The organism is Microcoleus sp. D3_18_C4 (assembly GCF_036702355.1).
In the GTDB taxonomy this organism is placed as follows: Bacteria; Cyanobacteriota; Cyanobacteriia; order Cyanobacteriales; family Microcoleaceae; genus Microcoleus.
Genome location: NZ_JAUBTF010000018.1, coordinates 25,523 through 48,648 on the forward strand (window position 1 = coordinate 25,523; position 23,126 = coordinate 48,648).

Annotated in this window: 19 protein-coding genes; 9 read left to right on the plus strand and 10 right to left on the minus strand. The window is 44.8% G+C overall.

Going from position 1 to position 23,126, the window contains the following annotated elements; all coding sequences use genetic code 11:
* Window positions 1–82: 82 nt before the first annotated feature.
* The gene (locus tag QUA90_RS11615) at window positions 83–1,597 is read left to right on the plus strand and encodes a phospholipid carrier-dependent glycosyltransferase (RefSeq protein ID WP_333445572.1); all 1,515 of its coding nucleotides are present in this window, start codon (window positions 83–85) and stop codon (window positions 1,595–1,597) included.
* 149 nt (window positions 1,598–1,746) lie between these two features.
* On the opposite strand, the gene trmB is transcribed toward QUA90_RS11615, so the two are convergent.
* From trmB to csaB, 3 genes are all read right to left on the minus strand, one after another.
* On the minus strand, window positions 1,747–2,379 hold the full coding sequence (trmB, locus tag QUA90_RS11620; RefSeq protein ID WP_333135951.1) for a tRNA (guanosine(46)-N7)-methyltransferase TrmB: 633 nt from the start codon (window positions 2,377–2,379) through the stop codon (window positions 1,747–1,749).
* Between the two features lie 159 nt (window positions 2,380–2,538).
* The gene (locus QUA90_RS11625; protein ID WP_333322049.1) at window positions 2,539–3,291 is read right to left on the minus strand and encodes a Uma2 family endonuclease; all 753 of its coding nucleotides are present in this window, start codon (window positions 3,289–3,291) and stop codon (window positions 2,539–2,541) included.
* A gap of 22 nt (window positions 3,292–3,313) precedes the next feature.
* Entirely contained in the window at window positions 3,314–4,351 is a 1,038-nt protein-coding gene (gene csaB, locus QUA90_RS11630; protein WP_333445574.1) for a polysaccharide pyruvyl transferase CsaB, read from the minus strand.
* Between the two features lie 406 nt (window positions 4,352–4,757).
* On the opposite strand from csaB, the gene QUA90_RS11635 reads away from it, so the two are divergent.
* Window positions 4,758–5,069 (plus strand): DUF2499 domain-containing protein, encoded by a 312-nt coding sequence (locus QUA90_RS11635; protein ID WP_333154630.1) that lies wholly within the window; start codon window positions 4,758–4,760, stop codon window positions 5,067–5,069.
* 16 nt (window positions 5,070–5,085) lie between these two features.
* Complete coding sequence (locus tag QUA90_RS11640) at window positions 5,086–5,505, plus strand: lysozyme inhibitor LprI family protein (RefSeq protein ID WP_333384782.1); 420 nt, start codon at window positions 5,086–5,088, stop codon at window positions 5,503–5,505.
* Window positions 5,506–5,578: 73 nt separating this feature from the next.
* Here QUA90_RS11640 and QUA90_RS11645 read toward each other — a convergent pair whose 3' ends face one another.
* A complete protein-coding gene (locus QUA90_RS11645; RefSeq protein WP_333445576.1) occupies window positions 5,579–6,442 on the minus strand; it encodes a DUF4037 domain-containing protein in 864 nt (287 codons plus the stop codon).
* A gap of 260 nt (window positions 6,443–6,702) precedes the next feature.
* Here QUA90_RS11645 and QUA90_RS11650 point away from each other — a divergent pair, with 260 nt between their 5' ends.
* Window positions 6,703–10,602, plus strand: a complete 3,900-nt coding sequence (locus QUA90_RS11650) for a DNA polymerase III subunit alpha (RefSeq protein ID WP_333445578.1) — start codon at window positions 6,703–6,705, stop codon at window positions 10,600–10,602.
* On the opposite strand, the gene QUA90_RS11655 is transcribed toward QUA90_RS11650, so the two are convergent.
* The 3 genes from QUA90_RS11655 to QUA90_RS11665 all read right to left on the minus strand — a co-directional run bounded on the left by QUA90_RS11655 (window position 10,579) and on the right by QUA90_RS11665 (window position 14,282).
* Window positions 10,579–12,666, minus strand: a complete 2,088-nt coding sequence (locus QUA90_RS11655; RefSeq protein WP_333445580.1) for a protein kinase domain-containing protein — start codon at window positions 12,664–12,666, stop codon at window positions 10,579–10,581. The two genes, QUA90_RS11650 and QUA90_RS11655, sit on opposite strands and share 24 nt — an antisense overlap.
* Window positions 12,667–12,995: 329 nt before the next feature.
* Window positions 12,996–13,334: a DUF3593 domain-containing protein gene (locus tag QUA90_RS11660; protein WP_333322069.1), complete on the minus strand. Its 339-nt coding sequence runs from the start codon at window positions 13,332–13,334 to the stop codon at window positions 12,996–12,998.
* A 297-nt stretch (window positions 13,335–13,631) separates the two neighbouring features.
* On the minus strand, window positions 13,632–14,282 hold the full coding sequence (locus QUA90_RS11665) for an ATP-binding protein (RefSeq protein ID WP_333445581.1): 651 nt from the start codon (window positions 14,280–14,282) through the stop codon (window positions 13,632–13,634).
* A gap of 170 nt (window positions 14,283–14,452) precedes the next feature.
* Between QUA90_RS11665 and QUA90_RS11670 the strand changes: the two genes are divergently transcribed.
* Both QUA90_RS11670 and QUA90_RS11675 read left to right on the plus strand, forming a co-directional pair.
* On the plus strand, window positions 14,453–14,662 hold the full coding sequence (locus tag QUA90_RS11670; RefSeq protein ID WP_333445583.1) for a hypothetical protein: 210 nt from the start codon (window positions 14,453–14,455) through the stop codon (window positions 14,660–14,662).
* A gap of 206 nt (window positions 14,663–14,868) precedes the next feature.
* The gene (locus QUA90_RS11675) at window positions 14,869–15,612 is read left to right on the plus strand and encodes a pentapeptide repeat-containing protein (RefSeq protein ID WP_333322076.1); all 744 of its coding nucleotides are present in this window, start codon (window positions 14,869–14,871) and stop codon (window positions 15,610–15,612) included.
* Window positions 15,613–15,714: 102 nt separating this feature from the next.
* On the opposite strand, the gene QUA90_RS11680 is transcribed toward QUA90_RS11675, so the two are convergent.
* Window positions 15,715–16,749 carry an alpha/beta hydrolase gene (locus QUA90_RS11680; protein ID WP_445300105.1) on the minus strand — a complete coding sequence of 345 codons (1,035 nt, stop codon included), beginning with the start codon at window positions 16,747–16,749 and terminating at the stop codon, window positions 15,715–15,717.
* Between the two features lie 142 nt (window positions 16,750–16,891).
* On the minus strand, window positions 16,892–18,352 hold the full coding sequence (gene gatA, locus QUA90_RS11685) for an Asp-tRNA(Asn)/Glu-tRNA(Gln) amidotransferase subunit GatA (RefSeq protein ID WP_333082744.1): 1,461 nt from the start codon (window positions 18,350–18,352) through the stop codon (window positions 16,892–16,894).
* Window positions 18,353–19,441: 1,089 nt separating this feature from the next.
* On the opposite strand from gatA, the gene QUA90_RS11690 reads away from it, so the two are divergent.
* Window positions 19,442–19,897: a helix-turn-helix domain-containing protein gene (locus tag QUA90_RS11690; RefSeq protein WP_333082743.1), complete on the plus strand. Its 456-nt coding sequence runs from the start codon at window positions 19,442–19,444 to the stop codon at window positions 19,895–19,897.
* 196 nt (window positions 19,898–20,093) lie between these two features.
* Here QUA90_RS11690 and tnpA read toward each other — a convergent pair whose 3' ends face one another.
* Window positions 20,094–20,492, minus strand: a complete 399-nt coding sequence (tnpA, locus tag QUA90_RS11695) for an IS200/IS605 family transposase (protein WP_333322080.1) — start codon at window positions 20,490–20,492, stop codon at window positions 20,094–20,096.
* Between the two features lie 105 nt (window positions 20,493–20,597).
* Here tnpA and QUA90_RS11700 point away from each other — a divergent pair, with 105 nt between their 5' ends.
* Complete coding sequence (locus QUA90_RS11700) at window positions 20,598–21,686, plus strand: transposase (RefSeq protein WP_333445585.1); 1,089 nt, start codon at window positions 20,598–20,600, stop codon at window positions 21,684–21,686.
* A 110-nt stretch (window positions 21,687–21,796) separates the two neighbouring features.
* Window positions 21,797–23,098: a serine hydrolase gene (locus QUA90_RS11705; RefSeq protein ID WP_333445587.1), complete on the plus strand. Its 1,302-nt coding sequence runs from the start codon at window positions 21,797–21,799 to the stop codon at window positions 23,096–23,098.
* Window positions 23,099–23,126 lie beyond the last annotated feature (28 nt).

The window sequence follows — 23,126 nt, forward strand, 5'->3', positions numbered from 1 at the left end:
TAATTTTTACGCTATTCTCAACTCAGTATTTTTAAATTAGCGATCGCCCTCAAATCTAGCATTTACTATTTACTGCTGTTTTATGAAAATCCACAAAAAACACTTCAACAGATATACTTTAGTTTTTTGCTTAGGAATGTTGGCTGTGTTCCTCCTATCCTTAACACTACGCTTTTGGGAACTGGAGCGATTTAACACTTTAGTATTTGACGAGGTTTACTACGCTAAATTTGCCAACGATTATCTCACCAAAACTCCTTTTTTCAACGCTCACCCGCCTCTGAGCCAGTACATAATTGCGATCGGCATTTGGATCGGCACTCACCTTCCCTTCGGAAAAACAGCCGTCAACAGTATGGCTGGTTCCCTGCTTTCTCCTTGGGATTACCGCTGGCTGAATGCTCTTACAGGTTCCTTTATTCCGCTAGTTGTGGGAGCCCTGGCTTATCAGCTAGTTCCGCGCCGCACCTTTGCTTTTATTGCTGCTTTATTGATCGCTTGCGACGGTCTGTTTTTAGTTGAGTCTCGCTACGCGCTGAACAACATTTATCTAGTTTTATTTGGAATTTTAGGTCAGTTATTTATTTTAAAAGCGGTAGAAGCAGAAGGCAAAAAGCGCTGGCTTGGGCTGGTACTCGCCGGAATAGGTTTCGGCGCATCTGCGGCTATCAAATGGAACGGATTATGGTTTCTTTTCGGTACTTATCTAATTTTAATCTGTGCTTGGGCAGTTCGTTTTATCCAGGGTAACAGAGGAAATGAAGAACAAAGCCGCGAGGTAGATTCGCCTTTAATTCCTGCCGAAAGTCCCGTACAAAAACTGACTAAACTCAATTTTATAGAACTCTGCTTAAGTCTAGCTATTATTCCTATTTTAGTTTATAGCATCTCTTGGATTCCTCACCTGCACTTTAATCCAACTCCCAATTTCTGGCAGATGCAAACGGAAATTTTGACTTATCACCAGCGGATTAAAAGCGGCCCAGATGTGCATCCTTACTGTTCCACATGGTACAGTTGGCCGTTGATGCTGCGCCCGATAGTTTACTTCTTCAAAAAAGCTAGCAACAATGCCCAACCCGATCCGGTTTTGCCGCCTTTACCTGAACGTGCAACTGAGGTAATTTTTGACGTTCACGCAATGGGAAATCCCTTCCTTTGGTGGCTGTCAACCTTAGCTTTAGTGCTAGTAATAGGAGTTTTAATTCACCGGATTTTAGTGTGGCTGCAAACGCGCAGCGAGGCTGATGTTGACACGATAGAACAGCAGCGGCCGATTTTGTTTCCGCCGACTGCTGAAATGTGGCTGGCGTTATATTTAATAGTTAATTGGGCCGCTAATTTGCTGCCTTGGGTGAAGGTGACTCGCTGCATATTTTTGTACCATTATATGGGCTGTTCTGTGTTTGCAGCCTTAGCACTTGCTTGGTGGACTGACAGGTGGCTGCACAGCCCTCAAACTCGACTCCGAGGGATGGGGGTAACAATTATTTTTCTGGTTTTGGGCGCTTTTATTTTCTGGATGCCTATCTATTTGGGACTGCCTTTGTCGCAAATGGAATGGAAAATTAGGATGTGGCTGCCGTCTTGGGTTTAAGTTAGAAATAATTCTTTTGTTAACGGGATCTCCGGCCCGTTCCACAAGAAAATTAAGTTTTGTGGAACAGGCATCTTGCCTGTTCCTAACAAAGGTGCAAGATGTAAGTTATAACATTTATGACAAAGGTGAGTTGGCAAAAGCGAGCATTATTTTTGATACAGTGCTCGATAAACTGGTTCGCCCCGTTTCAGAGTAGCAATTTCTCTTTCAGTAGCAACAGGTAGGGGATTTTCTGCTAGCCATTCCCCCCCATTTTGACGTTTAAAACTAGGGTGAGATGAAAAGCGATCGCACATTTCCCTTTCTACTTCCTCAATATCTGACTGGATAAAAACTTCGCCGCCAATTGCCAGATAAGTTGCCAATTCGTTGACTAATTCTTGCTGCACCACCCGCCGTTTGTGGTGCTTTTTCTTGAACCACGGATCGGGAAATTGAATGCTAACTCGCTGCAAAATACCTGCGGGTAAAGTTTCTAAAATTGGCTTTAGGGAACTATTCGCATTGCAAAACAAATAGTGCAAATTTGTCAATCCTTTTTCGTCCCGCCAAAGATTCGCCTCCTCTACCAGAGGTTCCCGAATTTCTAATCCTAGAAAATTCCAGTCTGTTTGGATTTGCGCCATATGCCACAAAAACCTTCCTCTGCCGCAGCCGATATCTAAATGCAGCGGTAAATTTAAGTCGGCATAGATTTTAGTCCAATCCGGGGGACTTGCAGATGCTTGATATCTAATTGATAGGGGATTGACGTGTTCCCGCACTCTTACTCTTGCCAATTTTGCTGTCTCCTGAATGTAATTTTTAACCGCTGATGAAGGCAGATGAACGTGGATTTACGCAGATAAATATTGATTTTTGCGATGTTGTTCAATACTTTTTAATTAATGAGCAATCTTAAATTACAGAGAGACAATTTTAAACTGCTCATTATTGCATTAGGCCTCTGGTTCCATGCCTGCTGCTCTTAATTGGGCGGCTAGTCGATCGGCCCGTTCTCGTTCTTGTTCAGCTCGATGTTGAACAATTTCTATTTCTTGCCTTTCCCTTTCTACCATCTCTACTCCCCACAATAACATCTCTCCGCTCTCATCCCACCACCGCAACCAATATCCGGTTCTTTCGGCTTTTGTTCCCTGCCAAACACCCAGAAATAACCCAACTCCTGAAATCCAATAACGACCGAAAGCATCGGGTGGTTGTACTTCATACTTTCCTGATGAATCCAAGTGGTAGACTTCTAACACTCCCGTGGCAGGTTCAAAAAGTGCATAGATTGGCACTCGCAATATTTGCTCGTAAAAATACCATTTTCCAGGCGGATAAGTTTGTTTACTAGAATATTCATCGTTGGGAGTAGCTGACAAAAATTCCATCACGATCGCCGGAATGTCTCCTTCTAAGTTGGGAGTGTAACTGCGGCGAATTTCTTGACTAGAAAGCGGTTGTACGTTGCGGGCATAAAACCAATCTGGAGCTTTGATTACTAGCTTGCCGTTTAATGTAGCGCAAATTCCCATGTTTGGGGCAACTAATATTCCTGTTATAATTAGCCCTGCGATTTCTAAGATTTCCCGCAAGGCTGCAGCGAGCAAGGGTTGGTCGATATTTTCCACAGGTTCCTCGTCTAAAATGAAGTCGTCTGGCAATTTTTCCCAGGTAATTTTTAAGTCGGCTGTACTGATTGTCATTGTATTTCACCTCTAAATGAGATTACTGGAGTGCAGTTTGCAATACTTCGCGGTGAAAGAGCGATCGCCCTACTATAAATTTTATCCTGTCTGACGATAAGGCGTCGCCGTTAGCATAGTGTTCGATCCAGGTTTTGCTGATTAAATAAGGATCGTCTGGCAATTCTGATAATAAGTATCCCGGCATTTCTAGCTCTTCCATTAATTGGCTGACTTTCGGGTCGTAGCTGAGGGCAAAACAGCGGCATTCTTCCGATGCTGCCATAATTAAACTGTGGTAGCGCATCCCGATCGCCATTTCGACTCCCCGGAACACTCCTTTCAATTTTCTCGGATCGTCTAAACTCAGGATGCGGCTCCTTTTCGGCAGGGCTTCGTGCAAATGTTGGGCAATTTCTAAGTCGTGAGATGCTTGAAAAGGCAGCAGCAAAATTAAGGTGCGAGTTGCTTTTTGAAAGTCAACTAAAGCTTGAGTTAAGATTGACAAACGGGCGGGAGTTAGTGTAGAATGAGAACGCAAACAAACAGCTACTCTGGGCGCAGGTAAATCCCATAAACCCGACACGGGCGAGTTCTCCAAAGCCCACACAGGATCGGGCGCTAAAGTAAAGGGAATTTGCCAATCTGCAAGTAAAGTAGCTGAGCCTTTATCCCGCACGCTGACGCCGGTGCATCCAGCAAAACAGCGCTGAGATAACTTGCGAGTCATTTCGCGCTTCAAAGGCCCAATTCCCTGAGCCCAGGCAACAGTTTTTAAGCCCATCCGCTGCGCTAATCCCATCAAACCCCCATAATAGAAAGGGCTCGCAATGCTAGTAGCGTCTTGGATTAAACTACCGCCGCCCCAAATTAGCGCGTCGGATGTGCGGAGTGCTTCGAGAACTTGGAAGGCATTCATACGATCGCGCGCAGCTACCCCGTACCGCTGATTTGTCTCGACAGGATTGCCAGACAGGACGATCGGCGTCACGCCATCTGGTAACATTTGCAGTAGCGATGCCAACAGCGCCTCGTCGCCGCCGTTGCCTTTACCGTAATAGCCGCACAAAATTGCTCGCATTTCTACTCTTTTGTTTGTTTGTGATGGAGAATCTAAGTATTTTAGATTTTAGATTTTAGATTTTAGATTTTTTTGATATTTGAGATTTGATCCTACTACCAAAAAAATGCTACTGTCATCAAGCTTCAAGGCTTTACGTCATCAGTCAGCTCAAATCGCAAATCTAATAAAATCTCGAATCGCTAATCTAAAATTGTATGACCAGCCCAAAAACAGGTACAAGCCCCGACTTAACTCGTGGATGCTCCTAAAATTTTAGACCAAAGCTCAAGCTCCAAGATTCATCTGTGGAGTAAATCTAAAATCTAAAATCTAAAATCTAAAATCGACTGACTCATCATACTTTATATAACCGTTGCGTAAGTCCCGATCGATAAATCTTTCATCTTCGTTCACAATACAAAAAATGCACGCTTTGTCAATTCCCACCTGGATTATTCACGTCTCTAGCGTCGTCGAGTGGATTGCCGCCATCTGGTTAATTTGGACTTACGGCGAAGTCACTCAAAACCGAGCTTGGTGGGCCCTTTCCGCCGGAATGCTGCCCGCTCTCGTCAGCGCTATGTGTGCCTGTACATGGCACTATTTTGACAACTCCCCAGCCCTAGAATGGATCGTTACCCTGCAAGCGGCGATGACTCTCTTCGGCAATTTTACTTTGTGGGCGGCGGCTTGGTGGATTTGGCGATCGGCTCAACCCGAAAAAATTAAAGATTGAAAAAGAGGTAAATATTTTGAAAAAAATCACTATTTGGGTCAAATTAGCCGCGAGTTCGCTGTTGTTAACAGCCGGATTTTTGCTTCCCAGCAAAGCCAGCAACACTTCCTTGCAACTCGCCCAACAGCCCAACTGCAAAAGTCCTCAAACTACACAGGAGCAGAATGCGTGTTCCAGTCAAGAGTTTCAGGCAGCAGACAGAAAACTCAATCAAGTATATCAGCAACTTCAGCCGAAACTCAACAGCAAACAAAAGCAAAGATTGATAGTAGCACAGCGTAGTTGGCTCAAGTTTAGAGATGAATCTTGCAATTATGAAATGGGGCAGTTTGAAGGGGGAACTTTGGCTGCTTCTACCTACGGTTATTGCAGAGCGAGGGTGACACAAGAACGAGTGAAAGACTTGGAGCGTTATTTGCAACAAGCAAGTTTGTAAAAGTTCGATCGCTATTTAGGGAGGTGCACACTGCTAACCCTAGGATATGAAACTATTGTTTTGTGGCACTTACCTAGTTAGCGAGAGAATTAGTAGCAATTAAACCTGCCTCAATCAACAATCGATCGAGACTGTCAACCAGTCCATCAAGACAATGTAAAATTTGGCGATCGCCTGCAGGTAACGAAACAGAATTAGTTAGACTATGAATTTGGCTTTCCAAATCTTCCGGCAATTTTGAACACAAAGCTGTTGCCCTTTCTACCAGACGCTTTTCGCCCGGATGAGGGATAGAATTAATAGCAAAAACAATATCAAAATAACTGCCTAAAAAAGCGGCTGTTCGATGGATAATACTTACTGAATCGCGGCGCAAAACCGCGGATTCTAGCTGGTGGCGAAATGAAAAAATCTGGTGGCGCAAAATCGGATAATTTTTGGCAATTATCGCTTGACGAAGTTGTTCTGGATAAGGTCGATCGACCTTGGCTTGAAATTGCTGAAACCAACCGTCTCTGTCATACAATGATACTGAGGTGAGAACGTTCCACCAAAAACAGGTTGAATAACCTACTGATGCTTGATGTTTGACCAGGACGCGATCGAGTTCTTCTTCGATCCATTCGGGCCTGCGGTACATAATATCTATACCGCAGCCAGTGTTAATATCTATCCACTCGTCCCCGGGTTCCCAAAATTGATTGTTGATTGAAATGCGATCGGAAAATTGTCTCGCTATTGCCTCCCGTATGTCAACAGGAATTTCCTCTTTAACATACACGTAAAAATCAAAATCCGATGACTCATCCGTAACTATAGTTGTTCGAGAACCTGCTAAAACGATGGCTACAACTTGAGGCAAACTGCTAAACTGATCGCCAATAGTTTGAGCGAGTGGGGGAATTTGTTCGAGAGCTAGTTGATAATTGTGCAGCATTTAATTACCTTGTTTTGCACTTAAAAAATCACAGCAAATGCTTAACTCTAGCAGTCAATATTTTAACGCATAACTTTTAACTCGTAACTCAACAATTGATAATTGTTAACAAACACAGCGGAGGCGAACTGATGCGCTGCTAGATCAGACCCGCAACCCAAACCAGCTCAAAAGTGATATAAAATTTTGTTTTTTATTTTACCCTTTGACACGCCGATGGTGTAAAATCTAAATTCTCAAATCTTATATTTTAAATCCCTATGTCTTTCGTTGGTTTGCACATTCACAGCGATTATAGCTTGCTAGATGGGGCTTCTCAGCTACAACAGCTCGCAGAACGGGCGGTGGAATTGGGGATGCCCGCGATCGCCCTTACAGACCACGGGGTGATGTACGGGGCGATCGAGCTCATCAAAGTTTGCCGAAATAAAAATATTAAGCCGATTATTGGCAATGAAATGTATGTCGTCAACGGCGATATTGAAGTAAAAGTTCGAGGTAGAAGAAAATACCATCAAGTTGTTTTAGCTAAAAATACCCAAGGTTATAAAAACCTCGTCAAACTAACCACAATTTCCCACTTAAAGGGAATGCCAGAAAGAGGTATTTTTGCCCGCCCCTGCATCAACAAGGAACTGCTAAAACAATACTCCGAAGGTTTAATTGTTACCAGTGCTTGTTTGGGTGGCGAAGTTCCCCAAATGATTCTGCAAAACAAGCTAGATGCTGCCCGTGAAGTCGCCAGTTGGTATAAAGAAGTATTTGGGGAAGATTACTATATAGAAATTCAAGACCACGGTTCCCCGGAAGACCGGATTGTTAATGTTGAAATCGTTAAAATTGCCCGCGAACTCAAAATTAAAATAATTGCCACCAATGATTCTCACTATATTTCCTGCAACGACGTAGAAGCACACGATGCTTTACTGTGCATTAACACCAACAAACTGATTGAAGAAGACAAGCGGATGCGCTACAGCGGTACTGAATATCTTAAGTCCGCAGAGGAGATGGCGCAACTGTTTCGAGACCATTTGGATGATGAAACGATCAAAGAGGCGATCGAAAATACCCTAGAGGTCGCAAATAAAGTATCGAGATACGAGCTCACAGGAGAAGCTCGAATTCCCACAATTCCGATTCCCCCAGAACATACAGCCGATACTTATGTAGAAGAAATATCCTGGCTGGGACTGTTAGAACGCCTCAAAGCCCGCACCAGAAATGAAATCCCCCCAGTCTACAAACAGAGACTAGAATACGAACTGAAAATGCTTCAGCAGATGGGCTTTTCGGAATATTTCTTAGTAGTTTGGGACTACATAAAATATGCTAGAGATAACGATATCCCAGTAGGGCCAGGACGCGGTTCTGCCGCAGGTTCTCTAGTTGCCTACGTACTCAAAATTACCAATATAGACCCCGTACACCACGGACTACTATTCGAGCGATTTCTCAATCCCGAACGGAAATCTATGCCAGATATTGATAGCGATTTCTGCATAGAAAGGCGGGACGACATGATTAAATACGTTACTGAAAAATATGGTAGCGAGCGCGTAGCGCAAATTATTACTTTCAACAGAATGACATCAAAAGCTGTCTTGAAAGATGTTGCCAGAGTGTTAGGTATTCCCTACAAAAAAGCAGACGAAATGGCAAAAATGATTCCCGTGTCGCGGGGAAAACCGGAAAAACTTAAAGTGATGATTTCCGATGACACACCTGCACAGGAATTTAAAGACAACTATGAAAATACAATTTGCATAAATGCAGAAACTGGTACTGAAGTCCCCGTTCGTCAGTGGATTGACATGGCAATTCGCATTGAAGGAACCAACAAAACCTATGGTGTTCACGCGGCAGGTGTGGTAATTTCTTCAGAGCCGTTGGATGAAATTGTACCGCTACAGAAGAATAATGAGGGTGCTGTGATTACCCAATATTTCATGGAAGATTTGGAATTTTTGGGGCTGCTGAAAATGGACTTTTTGGGATTGAAAAATTTAACAACGCTCCAGAAAACTGTTGATTATATTAAGCAAACCCAAAATCTAATTGTCGATCCAGAAATGCTACCTTCTGATATAGAGCGCCGAGCTCAAGAGACTTTTGGCAGAATCAAAAAGTTACCCGATGATGTAGATAAAACATATAGACTTTTAGAAAGAGGAGATTTAGAAGGTATTTTTCAGTTAGAATCATCTGGAATGCTGGATGTAGTGAAAAAACTCAAACCTTCCTGTCTGGATGATATTTCTTCTATTTTGGCACTTTACCGACCTGGCCCGCTGGATGCAGGTTTGATTCCTCAGTTTATTGACTGCAAGCACGGTAAAACAGTTGAGTATGATCATCCGCTATTAGAACCGATTTTAAAAGAGACTTACGGAACGCTTTGCTTTCAAGAGCAAATTATGCGGATGGCTCAAGATTTGGCGGGCTATTCTTTGGGTCAAGCTGACTTGCTGCGGCGCGCAATGGGCAAGAAGAAAGCTGATGAAATGCAGAAGCAAAAAGAAACGTTTATCGACGGCGCAACTAAGAATGGAGTCAGTCAAAGAATTGCTGAAAAGTTGTTCGCGCAGATGCTACAATTCGCGGAATATTGTTTTAATAAATCCCATTCAATGGCCTATGCGTATATCACGTATCAAACTGCCTATTTAAAGGCGAATTATCCTCTAGAATACATGGCGGCACTGCTGACGGCTAACAGGGGCGATCAGGATAAAGTACAGAAATATATTGCCAATTGTCTCAAGTTGGGTATTGAGGTTGAGCCGCCCGATGTTAATAGCTCTGAACTTACTTTTACACCGATGCCGAAACAGATGACTGGAGCTGCAAAGGATAAAATTTTGTTTGGAATTTCGGCTGTTAAAAATGTGGGAGAAGCGGCAATTGAAAATATTTTGGCGGCGCGCCAGGAAGGGGGTAAGTTTAAATCGCTGGCTGATTTGTGCGATCGCGTAAATCTCCATTCTGTCAACCGCCGCGCTTTAGAAGCATTAATTCAATGCGGTGCTTTTGATAAAATTGAACACAACCGCAATCAATTAGTACACGACCTCGAAGGGGTGATCAAATGGGCGCAAGATCGCAAAAGAGACCGAGAAAGTGGCCAAGGTAATCTTTTTGACTTGTTAGGTGCGAATAGCTTTGGCAAGTCGGTCAATACCTATGAGTCTGCGCCCAAATCTAAAGCGGTAAAAGATTTTGAAAAACAAGAGAAATTGCGTTTAGAAAAAGAACTGCTTGGCTTTTATGTGTCAGAACATCCCCTAAAGTTTCTCATGCAAGTAAACGAAGACCCCGATGTTGTGGCTCTCGAACAGTTAGCAAATAAAAAAGGGAAAGTATCAGTTATTGTCATGCTCAGCGCTATCAAAATGGTAGTGACAAAAAAAGGCGATTCGATGGCAATTTTGCAATTAGAAGATTTGACAGCTCAAATAAAAGCTGTGGTGTTCCCCAAGGCTTACGAACAAGTGAAACCTTACATTGTAGAGAATGCGATCTTACTGATTAGTGGAAAAATAGAGAAAGATGGCGAGGAAATTCAGATAATTGTAGACACTGCAAAGCCCGTTAAAACAGTACAGGTTGAAGAGGAATTCGAGAGGGTTCAACCGGAAACACAAAACTCTTGGGCGGCGCAACCGGAAACACAAAACTCTTGGGCGGCGCAACCGGAAACACAAAATTCTTGGGCGGCGGAACCAGTCAACGTTGTACGATCGACAAAACCTGTCGAAGTTTTAGAAATGGTGATTGTCAAGCTGACACCGCAGCAAGTACAAGACGGGAAAAAACTCAATTCTCTCAAAGCGATTTTACAAGAACTTTCCAATCGTGGAGAAGGTGCTAGCGTTTCGGTGGGCGGAATTGTTGTCGGTGAATATTCCTGTCAACCCCTTCGGATTAACCCTCAATTGTGGGTGCAAGATGGCGAGGGAACTGTTAGCCGTCTCAAGTCGGCTGGATTTGATGCTTGGGTTTTTCCTCTACACAATCGCGGGGATGCTGCGGTGTTTCGAGAAATGCGATCGCAACTTAATGTACATTCTTGGGCGAGTCGCTTACTTGACACTGACACCGATCGCCTTCACAAGTATGTCAATTATCTCGCCCAACTAAACAGACGCCCGCCAAATTAACACTTCGCCGCCATCCCCACCGGTGACTAAAGTTTGACCGTCAGGACTAAAAGCCACCGGATTGCACCCAGCAAGAGAGGACAAACATTCTCCTGTTTCCAGGTTCCAGAGTTTAACCGTACCGTCTCGACTGCCGCTAGCCATAGTTTCGCGATCTGGACTAATCGCCACCGAAATTACCGCATCAGAATGCCCCCTCAAAGTATTAATCAATTCCCCTGTATCGGCATTCCACAATTTAACAGTAGCGTCGGCACTTCCACTGACAATCGTCTTTCCATCTTGACTAAATGCGATCGCATAAACCCAATCTGAATGACCCACAAAAGTCCGTACACTCTCCCCAACACCTACCAGCCACATCTTGATAGTTGTGTCAGCACTGCCGCTGGCCAGCATCATACTTTGAGGGCGAAAACTAACAGATAAAACCTTATCAGAATGTCCCGAAAGCTTTTGAACCAATTCTCCGTTGCGCTGGTTCCACAATTTAATACTCTGGTCGCCGCTGGCACTCGCAATCGCTCCAGAGTCGCAACTAAAAGCCACCGAGTACACTGAGCCGTAGCGGTGACTGTACGGCGAACCAAAATCGCTATAAAATTCGCGAATCATCGCCTTTTTATCCAGCTTCCACTCAATAACTTTTCTGTCAAAACTGCCGCTAACCATCATTCTTCCGTCTGGGCTGATTGCCACAGCATCAACCGTTGCGGAATGGCCGAAAAAAGTATGGATGAATTCACCTGTCTGCAGGTTCCACAGCTTAATTGTTTTATCGTCGCTGGCGCTAGCGAGGATATTGCCTTGAGGATTAATAACCACAGCATTAACCGGGGCTGAATGGCCTTGGAGAATGCGATCGCACCGCCAGTTATTAGAGGACAATAATCTCGGATCAGCGGATGGCACAACATGAATCTTCTGGGGCGGCGCGGCCGAGACGGCGGTTGCTGTATTTGGCTGCGAGTTAGTTACTGGCGAATTAATAGCTATTTTTGTTGGGGAATTATAACTGATTTGAGAGCGGGGATATTGCCCAACATTTACCAAGTCTTGCAACACTTCAGCAGCGGATTGATATCGCTCTCTTACCGAATCTTTGAGCAATTTATTCAAAATAGTTGCTAATTTTTGGCTGACTTTTATGCCTTTTTGCGCCAAGTGCGATCGCCAAATCCATTTGCATTCCAAAGCATCGAACAAATCCTTCAATACCGCCCCAGTTAGCAGGTGAATGCAGGTAACGCCCAAACTGTAAAGGTCGCTCGCCGGATAAGCCTTGCCGCTGCGAATTTGTTCGATCGGCGCATAGCCTGCCGTTCCAGTTATCGTCCCAGTTTGCGCCTCAGAAAGGCCGGTAATGTGCTTAGCAACTCCAAAATCTACTAGCACAAACTGACCCCCCCTGGCCTTCCCCTGTACAGCAGGAGATTCAGCCACAATTAGCCCTTTCATACCAGCAGAAGATTGAGGTAAATTTGCCCCTCCTTTTCCTTTACCAGGAGTTGAGGTGCTGTATCCCGCCGCAGCCCACAAGGTTTGGGGAGTTCTCCGCACAATATTTTCCGGCTTAATATCTCGATGAATCACCTGCTGCTCGTGAACAAATTGCAAAACAGGCAACAAATTGATCAACAATTCCCAAATCTGTTCCTCGCTAAAAGCTCCCCGCTGCTGCAACTCCTGAAACAAATTATTTCCCTCGATTAACTCTTCCACAAGATACAGACGTTTGGCTTGTTCAAAAGAAGCCAGCAAACTTGGAATCTGCGGGTGCTCTCCGAGTTCGTGCAGTCGGTGAGCTTCTTGTTTGAACAGTGCACTTGCCTTTTCTAATTCAGCTTTTTCTTGAACTTGGGGGAAAAATTGTTTGATGGCGCAGGGAGTTTTCAACCTATCTTCATCGACAGCTAAAAAAGTTCTGCCAAATGTTCCTTCACCGATAGGTTGAATGGCGCGGTAACGCTCTTTCAGTAGCAATTTAGAGCCGCAGGCCAGACAAAAATTGGTTGAGTCAGCATTCTGCGGCTTTTGGCAATGGGGATTGAGGCAATAGCTCATCTTTTTTCCGACCTGGAGATTCCCACCACAGCTAAACTTAGCAACATGGTAGTCTGTTTCCACTCACGCCCAGAGCACCATTCTCGATAATACCTGAGAAACTCGCTTTCTTAACCAAAAATCTCGGCTCTCAACTTGATCCCGTGCCAAGAAACCAAGGTGAGGACACTAGAAGTGCTTGATGTGAGTTTCCATATATTCTAATGCTTTCCTAAAATTTTGCCGGTTGGCGGCTCACAAACTGGTATGTCAACAGTTAATTAACTGTTAACTACGGCTATTCTGGAGCATTTATTCGGAGAGTAAATACAAAACTGAGATGAGCTCGGCTATTCTCCCCCATCTAAAAGACACTCTGGCTCCTCGCCGCCCTTCTGTGAGGATGCTTTGGCTTTAATCACCGCTTCTCTAAAGCCTAAAACTAATAAAATATTGGCAAGTGTCAAGAATAGTTCCGCAGAACCGTGCAGCCAATCGACATTTGCTAGTGACTCGTTGTAGGCCACTTTTGCGTAAATTGCGGCGGGAATCGTCACCGCTACAAAAACGAGAGTGCCGTAAAATCCCATTAGAGCTAAACGGGGTGTTTTTCCCGATCGAGTCAAAAACCAGAGAAATCCCAAGTAGGGAAATAGAGACAGAACAAATAAAGTTTCTTTGGAAATCATTAGTAATTGGTGAGCGACCAGATACTATGATAAATTAAACTATCAAAAATTAGTGTTAATAATTTTTAACTTTTAATGTTGAGTTTTTAATATTTAATTAGACAGATGCACCCGTTTCTATCAAACCGCTATAGAATCACCCAAGACCATAGCTCTTAACCCAAGCCGCAGCAGGTTGGCAGTATTCAAACCCCCTTACCCACTCGGAGACAAAACCCGTTACTTTTCCCCTAACACCGTTTTTAGCATAACACATTTTTAACCGTGCCAGTCTGTTAATTGTCCCTCACTCCCAAGCTACCCAGCAATTAGAAATAGAGACTGTTCCACAGTTTTCTGTCTGGTAGGCATCAAGCAAGTATCGTTCACAACCTCTAAATCCAAGCCGTTATTTCTATCTGCTGCCAGAATTTCCTTCAGCTTAGCATTAAAATCAAAACACGGGCCGCAATCCCAAACTTTGAGTTCCAACCGTCCCTTAAATACCCTAATTTCCAGTTGAACAGGAGTTTCTACTGGCAGATTTTTGTGAGCGTGGCGAACTGCATTAGTGAAACCTTCAGCCAACGCCAACTGCAAGTTCCACCAAACTTCATTGGGGAGCGATATATCTTTCAACTGTTCAAACCACAACAAAACTTGGGTTAAAGCATTGACATCTGTGTTGACTTGCAGGCTAATATGTTGAATACAAGTTTCATTCAGCTCTTCTTCCTGCTGTTTTTCAGTCTGCCAATCCCAGGTGTTTAATAAATTCATTAACCCATCTAAAATGCTAGCTTTTTTTATATTTTGGGAGCGATCGCGATTTTCTACTTCGTAAGTTTTTCTTAGCGACAAACAGTTTCGATTGTCGAGAGTCCGGGTGTAACTGAGCTCGTCTGCAATCTGCCACATGAGTTTGATCCCCCTGCCGCCTTCTGCAAGTCGATCTATGCTGTTAGACATCTATTTTCCTCGTTTGAAAGTATTAGCTGTACCCTATTTTCCCGCCCGCCGAGACACCCGGTATCTTTTTTATACTTGCTGGCTCGGTATTATTTCGGGGATCACACAAAAATGCTATCTTTTTTATAGAAGGCAGCGCATCAGCAATATGTCTTAAGAGTCTAAGCCAATTGGCTTATTTATCGATCGCCTGTACGGAGAACGATCGCCCTCGGCAGCAAAATCCAACTGCATCGATTACAAATACTTATCCGTTGTCGGAATCGGCCACTTGTTCCAGCCGTCGCAAGCTCCCGAATCCCTGGTATTCAGGGCATCCGGCCGTTGGCCGCTCGCTGCAAAGAAGCCTTGAGGTGCGCGCTTTCATCCCCAACGTGTAAGTAATATCCGTGAGGGCGATCGAACCTTACACCGTCGAGTCGCGTCCATCCACTAGACTAGGACTTACGCAAACCACCCAGTTTCTGCTGAGAATATTGGGTTTGACAGCGAGGAATTAACGAGGAAACCGGGTTTTTTTGTCCCCCGCGCGTAAGTCCCGCAGACAAATCGGTGATGAAAGGCAGTTACAGGACTTACCAAGACTATGACCAAAATCAAACTGAAAATTCTGACTGCTGCGATAATGCTACTCCCATTTTGCGCCGCACTTCCCTTGCAAGCTCAAAATCTGTCTCTAGTCAAGCGGCTGCTAGAAACCAGAGGATGTCCCGGATGCGACTTATTTGGCGCTTCCTTGAGCCGTGCAGATTTGTTTGGCGCTTCCTTGAGCCGCGCCACTCTCAGCAGGGCCGACTTAGTTGATGCCGACTTGACTGCGGCTGACTTAATGGAAGCTAATTTAAACAACGCCAACATGAGAAACGCCTTTTTGGCTGACGCCGACCTCAGCAAAGCCGACATGAGCAGAGCCGACATCAGGGGAGCAAACTTAGAAAATGCTAACCTCAGCGAGAGTTTTCTGCGAGGCGCATCGCTCCAGTTGGCTAACTTAAAATGCAGTAATTTGAGCGCCGCTAAACTAAATAGAACCGACCTGAGAAATGCTGATTTAAGCGGTGCAAATCTCACCGGTGCAGACCTCAAAGAAGCCGATTTAAGCGGTGCAAATCTCAGCGGTGCCGACCTTAGATCGGCCGACTTGACGGATGCGAGATTGAACAAAGCTAATCTCACAGATGCCAATCTCTGTGGCGCCCGGATGCCGAACAGAAAAACCTCTCGGCGAGGCTGCGAAGTTAAGAAAGAACCAGCGCTCAGCACGAACAATTACTGTAATTACTGCTATGCCTTGAATGACTGGTGGCTAAATGTATTAAGGTTCTACTAAGCAGTATCATCGTCATCACTACTGTGTTTAATATGTACTGTTAGAAGTGCGAGCAGGCGGTACAGATATCAAACTTAACCTGTTACCGCCAATAGCTTTTATCTACTTTGAAGAACCTAAAAATTGGCTCAGTATTTGCAGATATTCTGCGCCCCCGATCTGTGCCACATTAGTGTGACCTCCATCAGGAACTATGTACAACTGTTTGGGCTCCGGTGCTGCCTCAAACATTTTTTTGCTCATTTCCACTGGAACTACATTGTCAGCAGTCCCGTGAATAAAGAGCACGGGCATTTGCAGGCGATCGACTTTTGAAAGAGAATCAAACCGCTGTGTCAGCAAAAAATCGATCGGAAACATCCAAAACAGCCCTTTTTGAAAATTCACCATCGCCCGCGTCGAAGTAAAAGAGCCTTCTACGATTAACCCCGCCGCCTCCGGGTGACGCACGGCTAGATCGATCGCGATCGCGCCTCCCAAAGAATGACCGTAGATATAAATTTGATTCGGGTTAATCCCCCGCTGTTTCACCAAATAATCCCAAGCAAGTTGAGCATCCTCATAAACCTGAGATTCACTCGGAAAATCGCCCTGGCTTTTTCCATAACCACGATAATCCATCACAAATACCGACAAACCTAATCGATGAAATCGATGAGCGTGTTCGACATTTGATCCCACATTTGAAGCATTGCCGTGCAGGTACAAAACTACCCCCCCTAACCCCCCCTTAACAAGGGGGGGAACCGGAGCGACTGCCGGTCTCTCACTTTGCGGGGACGTTCCGACTCCTCTAGCTCCTCCCCTTGGCAAGGGGGGGCTGGGGGGGCTATCCGAGTCTCCGGTGTTAACAGAGGGAACAGCCTCTCCCTTTCTTGCTCTCCCCCTTGCTAAGGGGGGGCTGGGGGGATTTTCCGAGGCAGGAATCCACCACCCGTGCACGCTGTCAACCGCGCCTGTTTTAGTTGAAATTGGCAGCCAGACATCTTGATATTTCAACTGAAAATCATCTGGCGTAGTTTCGATCGCCCGCGCAGGAAAAAAGATAAACTTACCTTGCGCTACAAATAGGAATACACAAGCAGCAGAATAAGCAACGGCCAAAACTATCCCAAAAGCTATTAGCGATTTAGACAAAAGGAATACTAGCAAATTGTTCATAGATAGAGCACGCGGGAAATTAGAGATCGCTCAAAAGCTAATGGCAAATTATTAATTCAGACAATTAGCCAAGATCGATTACTAACTTCCGCCACCGTATTCCGCCGATTTTCAAAAATTAATGCAATTCCGGGTGGTGTAAGTGCCAATTCGTAGACTGTTCGTAAGCGTGAGCCACTTGAAACAACCGAGATTCTTGCAAAACATTACTAATCAGTTGTATACCCACGGGCAGTCCTTTATCATCAAATCCGCAGGGCAAACTCAAAGCTGGCAAACCAGCAAGATTCACGGGAATAGTCATCAAATCTGACAAATACATACTCAGAGGGTCATTGAATTTTTCGCCTGCCTTAAATGCGGTAGTAGGAGCAGTGGGACAGACTAAAACATCAACTTGAGAAAAAGCTTTTTCAAAGTCTTCTTTAATCAAAGTCCGAACTTTTTGAGCTTTTAGATAATAGGCATCGTAATATCCAGCCGACAATACGTAAGTGCCGATCGCAATCCGGCGTTTAACTTCCGCACCGAACCCCTGAGAGCGGGTTTTGGCATACATATCCAAAAGATTATCGGAGTCTGGAGATCGGAAACCGTACTTCACTCCATCATATCGCGCCAAATTTGCCGAAGCTTCCGAGGGAGCAATGATGTAGTAAGTGGGCAAACCGTAGCGGAAGCGGGGACAAGAAATGACTTGAATTTCTGCGCCCAATTGTTGAAATTGCTCGATCGCCTTAGTAACAGCGTCTTTAACCCCCGAGTCCAGCCCTACACCAAAAGTTTCTTTAATTACACCAATTCTAATTTGACCCTTGGGTCGCAAACTGGGTCTTAAAGCTTGAGCGTAGTCAGGAATTGGGACATTAAGACTCGTGGAATCTCTCGGATCATAACCGGCGATCGCTCCCAACAAAATCGCCGTATCCTCAACAGTCCGGCCAAAGGGCCCGATTTGATCGAGAGAAGAAGCATAGGCCACCAAACCGTAGCGAGAAACCAACCCATAAGTTGGTTTCAGCCCCACCAACCCGCAAAAAGCAGCAGGTTGGCGGATTGAGCCCCCAGTATCCGAACCCAAACTCACGACGCATTCTCCAGCGGCTACCGCTGCAGCAGAACCGCCAGAAGACCCTCCGGGCACGCGCTCCAAGTCCCAAGGATTCGCGGTAACTTGATAAGCAGAAGTTTCCGTCGAGCTCCCCATTGCAAACTCGTCCATATTCGCCTTACCCACAATCACCGCACCGGCTGCTTGGAGTTTGGAGACGACGGTTGCATCGTAGGGAGGCACAAAATTCTCCAAAATCCGAGAGGCGCAGGTTGTGGGAACGCCCTCGGTGCACATATTATCTTTAACGGCGATCGGGATGCCGGCCAACAGGCCAATTTGCTCTCCGGCTGCGATTTGGGCATCCACTTTATGGGCCTGCGCCAGTGCGCTGTCTGCCGTCACGCACAGAAAGCTTTTCAACTTCGGCTCTAGCTGGGTAATTCGGTCTAATGCTTCTTGAGTAATTTCCACAGCAGAGCGTTCTTTATTGACCAGTTGTCGGTGCAACTCGCGGATGGATGCCATGCTCGTACCTTTATTATTTCTACTTTGAGACAATACAGTTAATATAACTGGCAATTGTACCTGCTTACAGCCCGAAGGCAAAGTCGGCTATTTTTGTGGCGAAAGTTCGAGCCTCAAAGAGGACTCCGCTAACGGGCGATAGGTCATTTTATCTACAATAGATTAAATTCCCCAAATCCCACCGAACACAAAATAGCGATCGAGTTTTTTACCTCATCTTTTAACAAACCAAGAATGCAACTGTATCAAAACTTATGCAACAAGTGGTTGGACGCACGAATTATGTGAGGAAGCGGTAATGTGTGCAATGAGACCCCTACATAATTAGGTTCTGCCTCCAAGAATGTGTATGCAAGATCACAATCATTAGGAAATTAGTCATTCCCAATTCTGCAATCTAAATTCTCAAACATTAGAACCTAGCTTCTCTTCGACGCCATCCAGTATTTAGGGAAGAAAAAGATGGCATATAAAATAAACCAATTCCCGATTGTGAATGCTTTATTCCGGGTAACTTTCAGAGTATTATAATTCACAATACATATTTATTTATTAGGTTTAAGTTATTTTAAAGAGCATAACTAGCAGCGTTTAAAGCTGATTTTATAAAAAACTCATCTCCTGTAAATCCACAAAAAAATGAACTTAAAATAAAAAAAATATGATAATAAAGATTAGATTGTGGCGGTCTATAGCCTAATAATTAGTATCCGATTATGAAGAATACTTTTTTATTCAAAAATGACTAAAAGTTATCATTCAGCCGAGTGAATTAAGGGCCGCTGCCCGATCGAAGAAAATAGCGATCGACCTTTTCCGATCCACGCCCCTTGTGCCAGAGGTCAACAAGCCTGTCAGAAATCTGGGGTTCACAAAAAAGCTGGGAACGCTCACCGCCACGCCGTGGTCTCCTGTTGCGCGCACCTGCAAAAAAACAGCAGTCCTTCCTCAATTGCGACTAGCTGCGTGCATCTGCGGTAAAAAAAGCTACTTATTTGCCCGATCGATCCCCAGGAAAATAATTTCATCCGGAATTATCCCCAAAACCCAAGATATATGGTAAGAAGTTCCCGATGCCCCGTTGGAGGAATGCCACCTAAAGCTCACTTAGAATCCCACCTGACGGCAGAGGAACTCAAAATTCGCTACCGGCAGGCACAAAACACCACAGAGTCGCGCCGCTGGCACTTGCTGCTGTTAGTGTCCCGAAATTGGACTATCAAACAAGCAGCCCAAGTCGTAGGTCTCAACTACGACTACGCCAAAGAAATTGTCCAGCGCTACAACCGAGAAGGGCCTAACTCTGTGAGAAATCGCAGCGGAGACCGCCAGCCCCCTCCTGCAAAATCCTTGCTGAATCCTGAACAGCAAGAAGAACTGCGACAAGCGCTGCAAGGCCCTGCCCCCGACGGCGGAGACTGGACAGGCCCCAAAGTCGCTCGCTGGATTGCCGAAAAGATTGGTAGCGATCATGTCTGGCCCCAACGCGGCTGGGATTACCTCAAGCGGTTGGGTGCTGACTGGCGACGGCGGCGCAGAAAGTAGATAGTTCGCAATATTTAGAGGGGGTTGATTGCTTTGGTGCGATCGCTCCCTTTATTTTGGTTATTTTGCCACATTGGCGCGATCAAAACCATTTGAGATTTGAGATTTGAGATTTGAGATTTGTTCTTCAATCTACAATCTCCGATCTAAAATCTAAAACCGTTTGACAAAAAAATGAGATACAAGCCCCGTCCTTCTAGGACGGCTTTTCTTGGTTTCTAATATATTCCTTCAAAACTTCTAAAGGCGCACCTCCTACAGAAACAGCAAAATAACTAGGACTCCACAAAGCTTCTTTGTGGGGTTTTTCGTGTCCAGCCTGTCCGTACCGACGACTGGAAACGCCTTTTAATGCGTTAACAATTTGAGATGTCGATAATTTAGGCGGATACTCAATCAGCGCATGAACATGATTGCCTTCGCCATCGAACTCTAGCACTTGAAAGTTCATTTTTTGAGCTACCTCACGAAACGATTTTTCAATCAAATCAAGACTTTCGCTCGTAAATACAGACCGACGATACTTTGTTACGCAGACCAAGTGCATTTTAAGTTCTGTAACAGAATTGCGCTCATGGCGGTAAATAGTTGTCATTACTTGCAAACCAATATATAATCAAACCTACAGACCAATATTAGTATAAACATGAAGGCGAGGTTCAAGTACAGATTTTATCCAACGACAGAACAAAAGCAGAGCTTGGCTCGGCTGTTTGGCTGCGTGAGGAAGGTCTGGAACGATAGCCTAGCTCTCTGCAAGCAGTCCGAGAAAAAGCCAAGTTCGGCCGAACTGCAAAAAATCGTGATCACCCAAGCGAAAAAGACCGAAGAAAGAGCTTGGCTAAGCGAAGTCTCCAATATTCCTCTACAGCAATCTGTAGCGGACTTGGAAACGGCTTTCAAGAACTTTTTCGACTCCTGCAAAGGAAAGCGAAAAGGTTGCAAGGTTGGTTATCCCAAGTTCAAAAAAAGAGCAAATAGCCAGTCGGCACGATTTAGGATTGGGGGTTTTTCTCTGAAAAATGGCGGTGTCTATTTAGCCAAGATAGGTGTTGTTAACCCTATATGGTCAAGAACACTGTCATCCGAACCTAGCTCTGTCACAGTAATCAAAGATTGTGGAAATCGTTATTTCCTGAGTTTTTTAGTAGAAATTCAACACATTCCATCTGAGGCGAAAAACCAAAGTATCGGAATCGATTTAGGAATCACAACTTTTGCAGTGATGAGTAACGGTGAGGAAGCCAAAAGCCCTAGCTATAAAAGTCTAGACCGCACAATCCGTAAACTTCAACGTAAATTAGCTCGCCAGCCGAAAGACTCTAAAAGGAGAAACATAACACGAATCAAGATTGCTAAATTGCACAACCGCATTGCCGACACCCGTAAAGATTTTCTGCACAAGTTGTCAACTAAAGTAGTTAACGAAAACCAAGTGATTATTTTGGAAGATTTAAATGTATCCGGGATGCTAAGAAACCGGAAGCTCTCAAGGGCAATTAGCCAGCAAGGGTGGAGAGAGTTTAGAACTCTCTGTGAATCCAAATCCGAAAAGTTTGGCAGAGAGTTTCAAGTAATTAGTAGGTGGGAACCTACTAGCCAAGTTTGTGCGGATTGTGGTTTCAAATGGGGTAAAATCGATTTGTCTGTTCGTTCAGTGCTTTGCCTGAGTTGTGGTACTAAACAAGATAGGGATCAAAACGCTTCTAGAATTATAGAGAAAGTCGGGATGGGGAATCGCCACGACTCAAAACGGGCGCAGAGGGATTGTCAGACTAGCAACGGTTAGCAAAACCCGATGAAGCGTCAAGAATCACCGCTCATAAGAGGCCGGTGAGTATTTCAATGATGTAACAATAGCTGCTTATATTGAATAGGGTTGTGTTGAGGATGTTAAATATGCGAGATATTAGGTGTTTTTTGTCGATCGCCAACAAGATGGCGGCAGTAGTAGCCGGCATTGGACTGGTTCAGATGTTAACCATCGCAAGTTCATTCTCTCAATCATCTAACCCGCGTTCCCTCGACGAACTCTACAAAATTCGCGATGGGCTGATCACCGAATTAGAACAACCCTCATCTCCCTCCCCAGAACCAACCATCCTTTCCGGCTTAGTTCCCTTCGCAGCTAATCCTCAAGAACAACTGCTACAGCAGTTGCAAGCGGTGGAAGCTCAAATATTAGTAGAACAGAGGGCTAACGACAACTTACAGCAAGCAGTCCGTTTAGCCAACAGAGCCGTAGAAACTAAACGGCAGCCAAATCAGTCGATCGAATCTTCGCAGCAAACTCAATTTTTCTGGCATCAGGCGCTCAACAACTTGCAGGAAGTTCCTCAAAATTCATTTTTAGCTTCCGTCACTGCCTCAAAAACTCAAGAATACCGGGAAAATTTAACAGCAGCAACCTTTCAAGTGCAGCAAGCAAAATCTGATGTTTTGGGTGCGCTTGCCCGAGAAAGCGGTTTGTCGGCTCAAGCTTCGATCGGTATTTGCAACCTTTCTAGAGAATGCGTAAACCTCCGGGGCGATGTACCTCCTGTCAGTCCAGCCAGCTTAATTAAACTGCCGATTGCTGTCGCCCTGATGCAAAAAGTCGATAAAGAAAAAATTAGTCTGAACCAGGAAGTATTAGTCACTCGCGGTAATTTCACCGAAGACGCATCGGCAAAGATTAGGTCCAATCGCAATTACCCGCTACAGCTACTGTTAGAAGAAATGATCTATCGCAGCAGCAATATCGCCACCAATCAACTGATCGATTATTTAGGTTCGGATTACATCAATCAATATTTAGATAATAGCGGCTACGAAGTCACCCGCGTCAACTTCAAATTAATGGGGGAAAGAATTATGCCCTCCAACCCCGGTTCGGGTCGCAACCGCGTGACTGCTAACGAACTCACGGAAATGATGGTGCAAATTTACAACGGTGAAACACCCGGTGCTAAACTGTTAATAGAAACTCTCAACCGCCAGTACGATCACGCTCTGGGATTTGCTGCCTTGGAAGGAACTAAAGCTCAGTGGTTGGGGGAAAAAACCGGTCAAAATTCCTGGGTACTCGGCACAACTTTAGCGATGAGCATTGACGACGAGGCCTATGTGATTACTGTGATTGACAGCCGCAGCGGCGAGCTACAAATGCGCCAGTCTATTTCTAAAATTGCAGATTACATGGTCCGAAACCCCAGCTTTTAATCGCTGGAATATACAATTTATAGCGGGG

Bases quoted from the DNA above. Each gene is read 5' to 3' on its own strand.
- QUA90_RS11650 (WP_333445578.1), top strand. From the start codon at position 6,703: ATGTCTTTCGTTGGTTTGCACATTCACAGCGATTATAGCTTGCTAGAT.
- csaB (WP_333445574.1), bottom strand. From the start codon at position 4,351: ATGCGAGCAATTTTGTGCGGCTATTACGGTAAAGGCAACGGCGGCGAC.
- QUA90_RS11615 (WP_333445572.1), top strand. From the start codon at position 83: ATGAAAATCCACAAAAAACACTTCAACAGATATACTTTAGTTTTTTGC.
- QUA90_RS11675 (WP_333322076.1), top strand. From the start codon at position 14,869: ATGACCAAAATCAAACTGAAAATTCTGACTGCTGCGATAATGCTACTC.
- QUA90_RS11690 (WP_333082743.1), top strand. From the start codon at position 19,442: ATGCCACCTAAAGCTCACTTAGAATCCCACCTGACGGCAGAGGAACTC.
- QUA90_RS11635 (WP_333154630.1), top strand. From the start codon at position 4,758: ATGCACGCTTTGTCAATTCCCACCTGGATTATTCACGTCTCTAGCGTC.
- QUA90_RS11705 (WP_333445587.1), top strand. From the start codon at position 21,797: ATGCGAGATATTAGGTGTTTTTTGTCGATCGCCAACAAGATGGCGGCA.
- QUA90_RS11655 (WP_333445580.1), bottom strand. From the start codon at position 12,666: ATGAGCTATTGCCTCAATCCCCATTGCCAAAAGCCGCAGAATGCTGAC.
- QUA90_RS11660 (WP_333322069.1), bottom strand. From the start codon at position 13,334: ATGATTTCCAAAGAAACTTTATTTGTTCTGTCTCTATTTCCCTACTTG.
- tnpA (WP_333322080.1), bottom strand. From the start codon at position 20,492: ATGACAACTATTTACCGCCATGAGCGCAATTCTGTTACAGAACTTAAA.
- QUA90_RS11665 (WP_333445581.1), bottom strand. From the start codon at position 14,282: ATGTCTAACAGCATAGATCGACTTGCAGAAGGCGGCAGGGGGATCAAA.
- gatA (WP_333082744.1), bottom strand. From the start codon at position 18,352: ATGGCATCCATCCGCGAGTTGCACCGACAACTGGTCAATAAAGAACGC.
- QUA90_RS11645 (WP_333445576.1), bottom strand. From the start codon at position 6,442: ATGCTGCACAATTATCAACTAGCTCTCGAACAAATTCCCCCACTCGCT.
- QUA90_RS11625 (WP_333322049.1), bottom strand. From the start codon at position 3,291: ATGACAATCAGTACAGCCGACTTAAAAATTACCTGGGAAAAATTGCCA.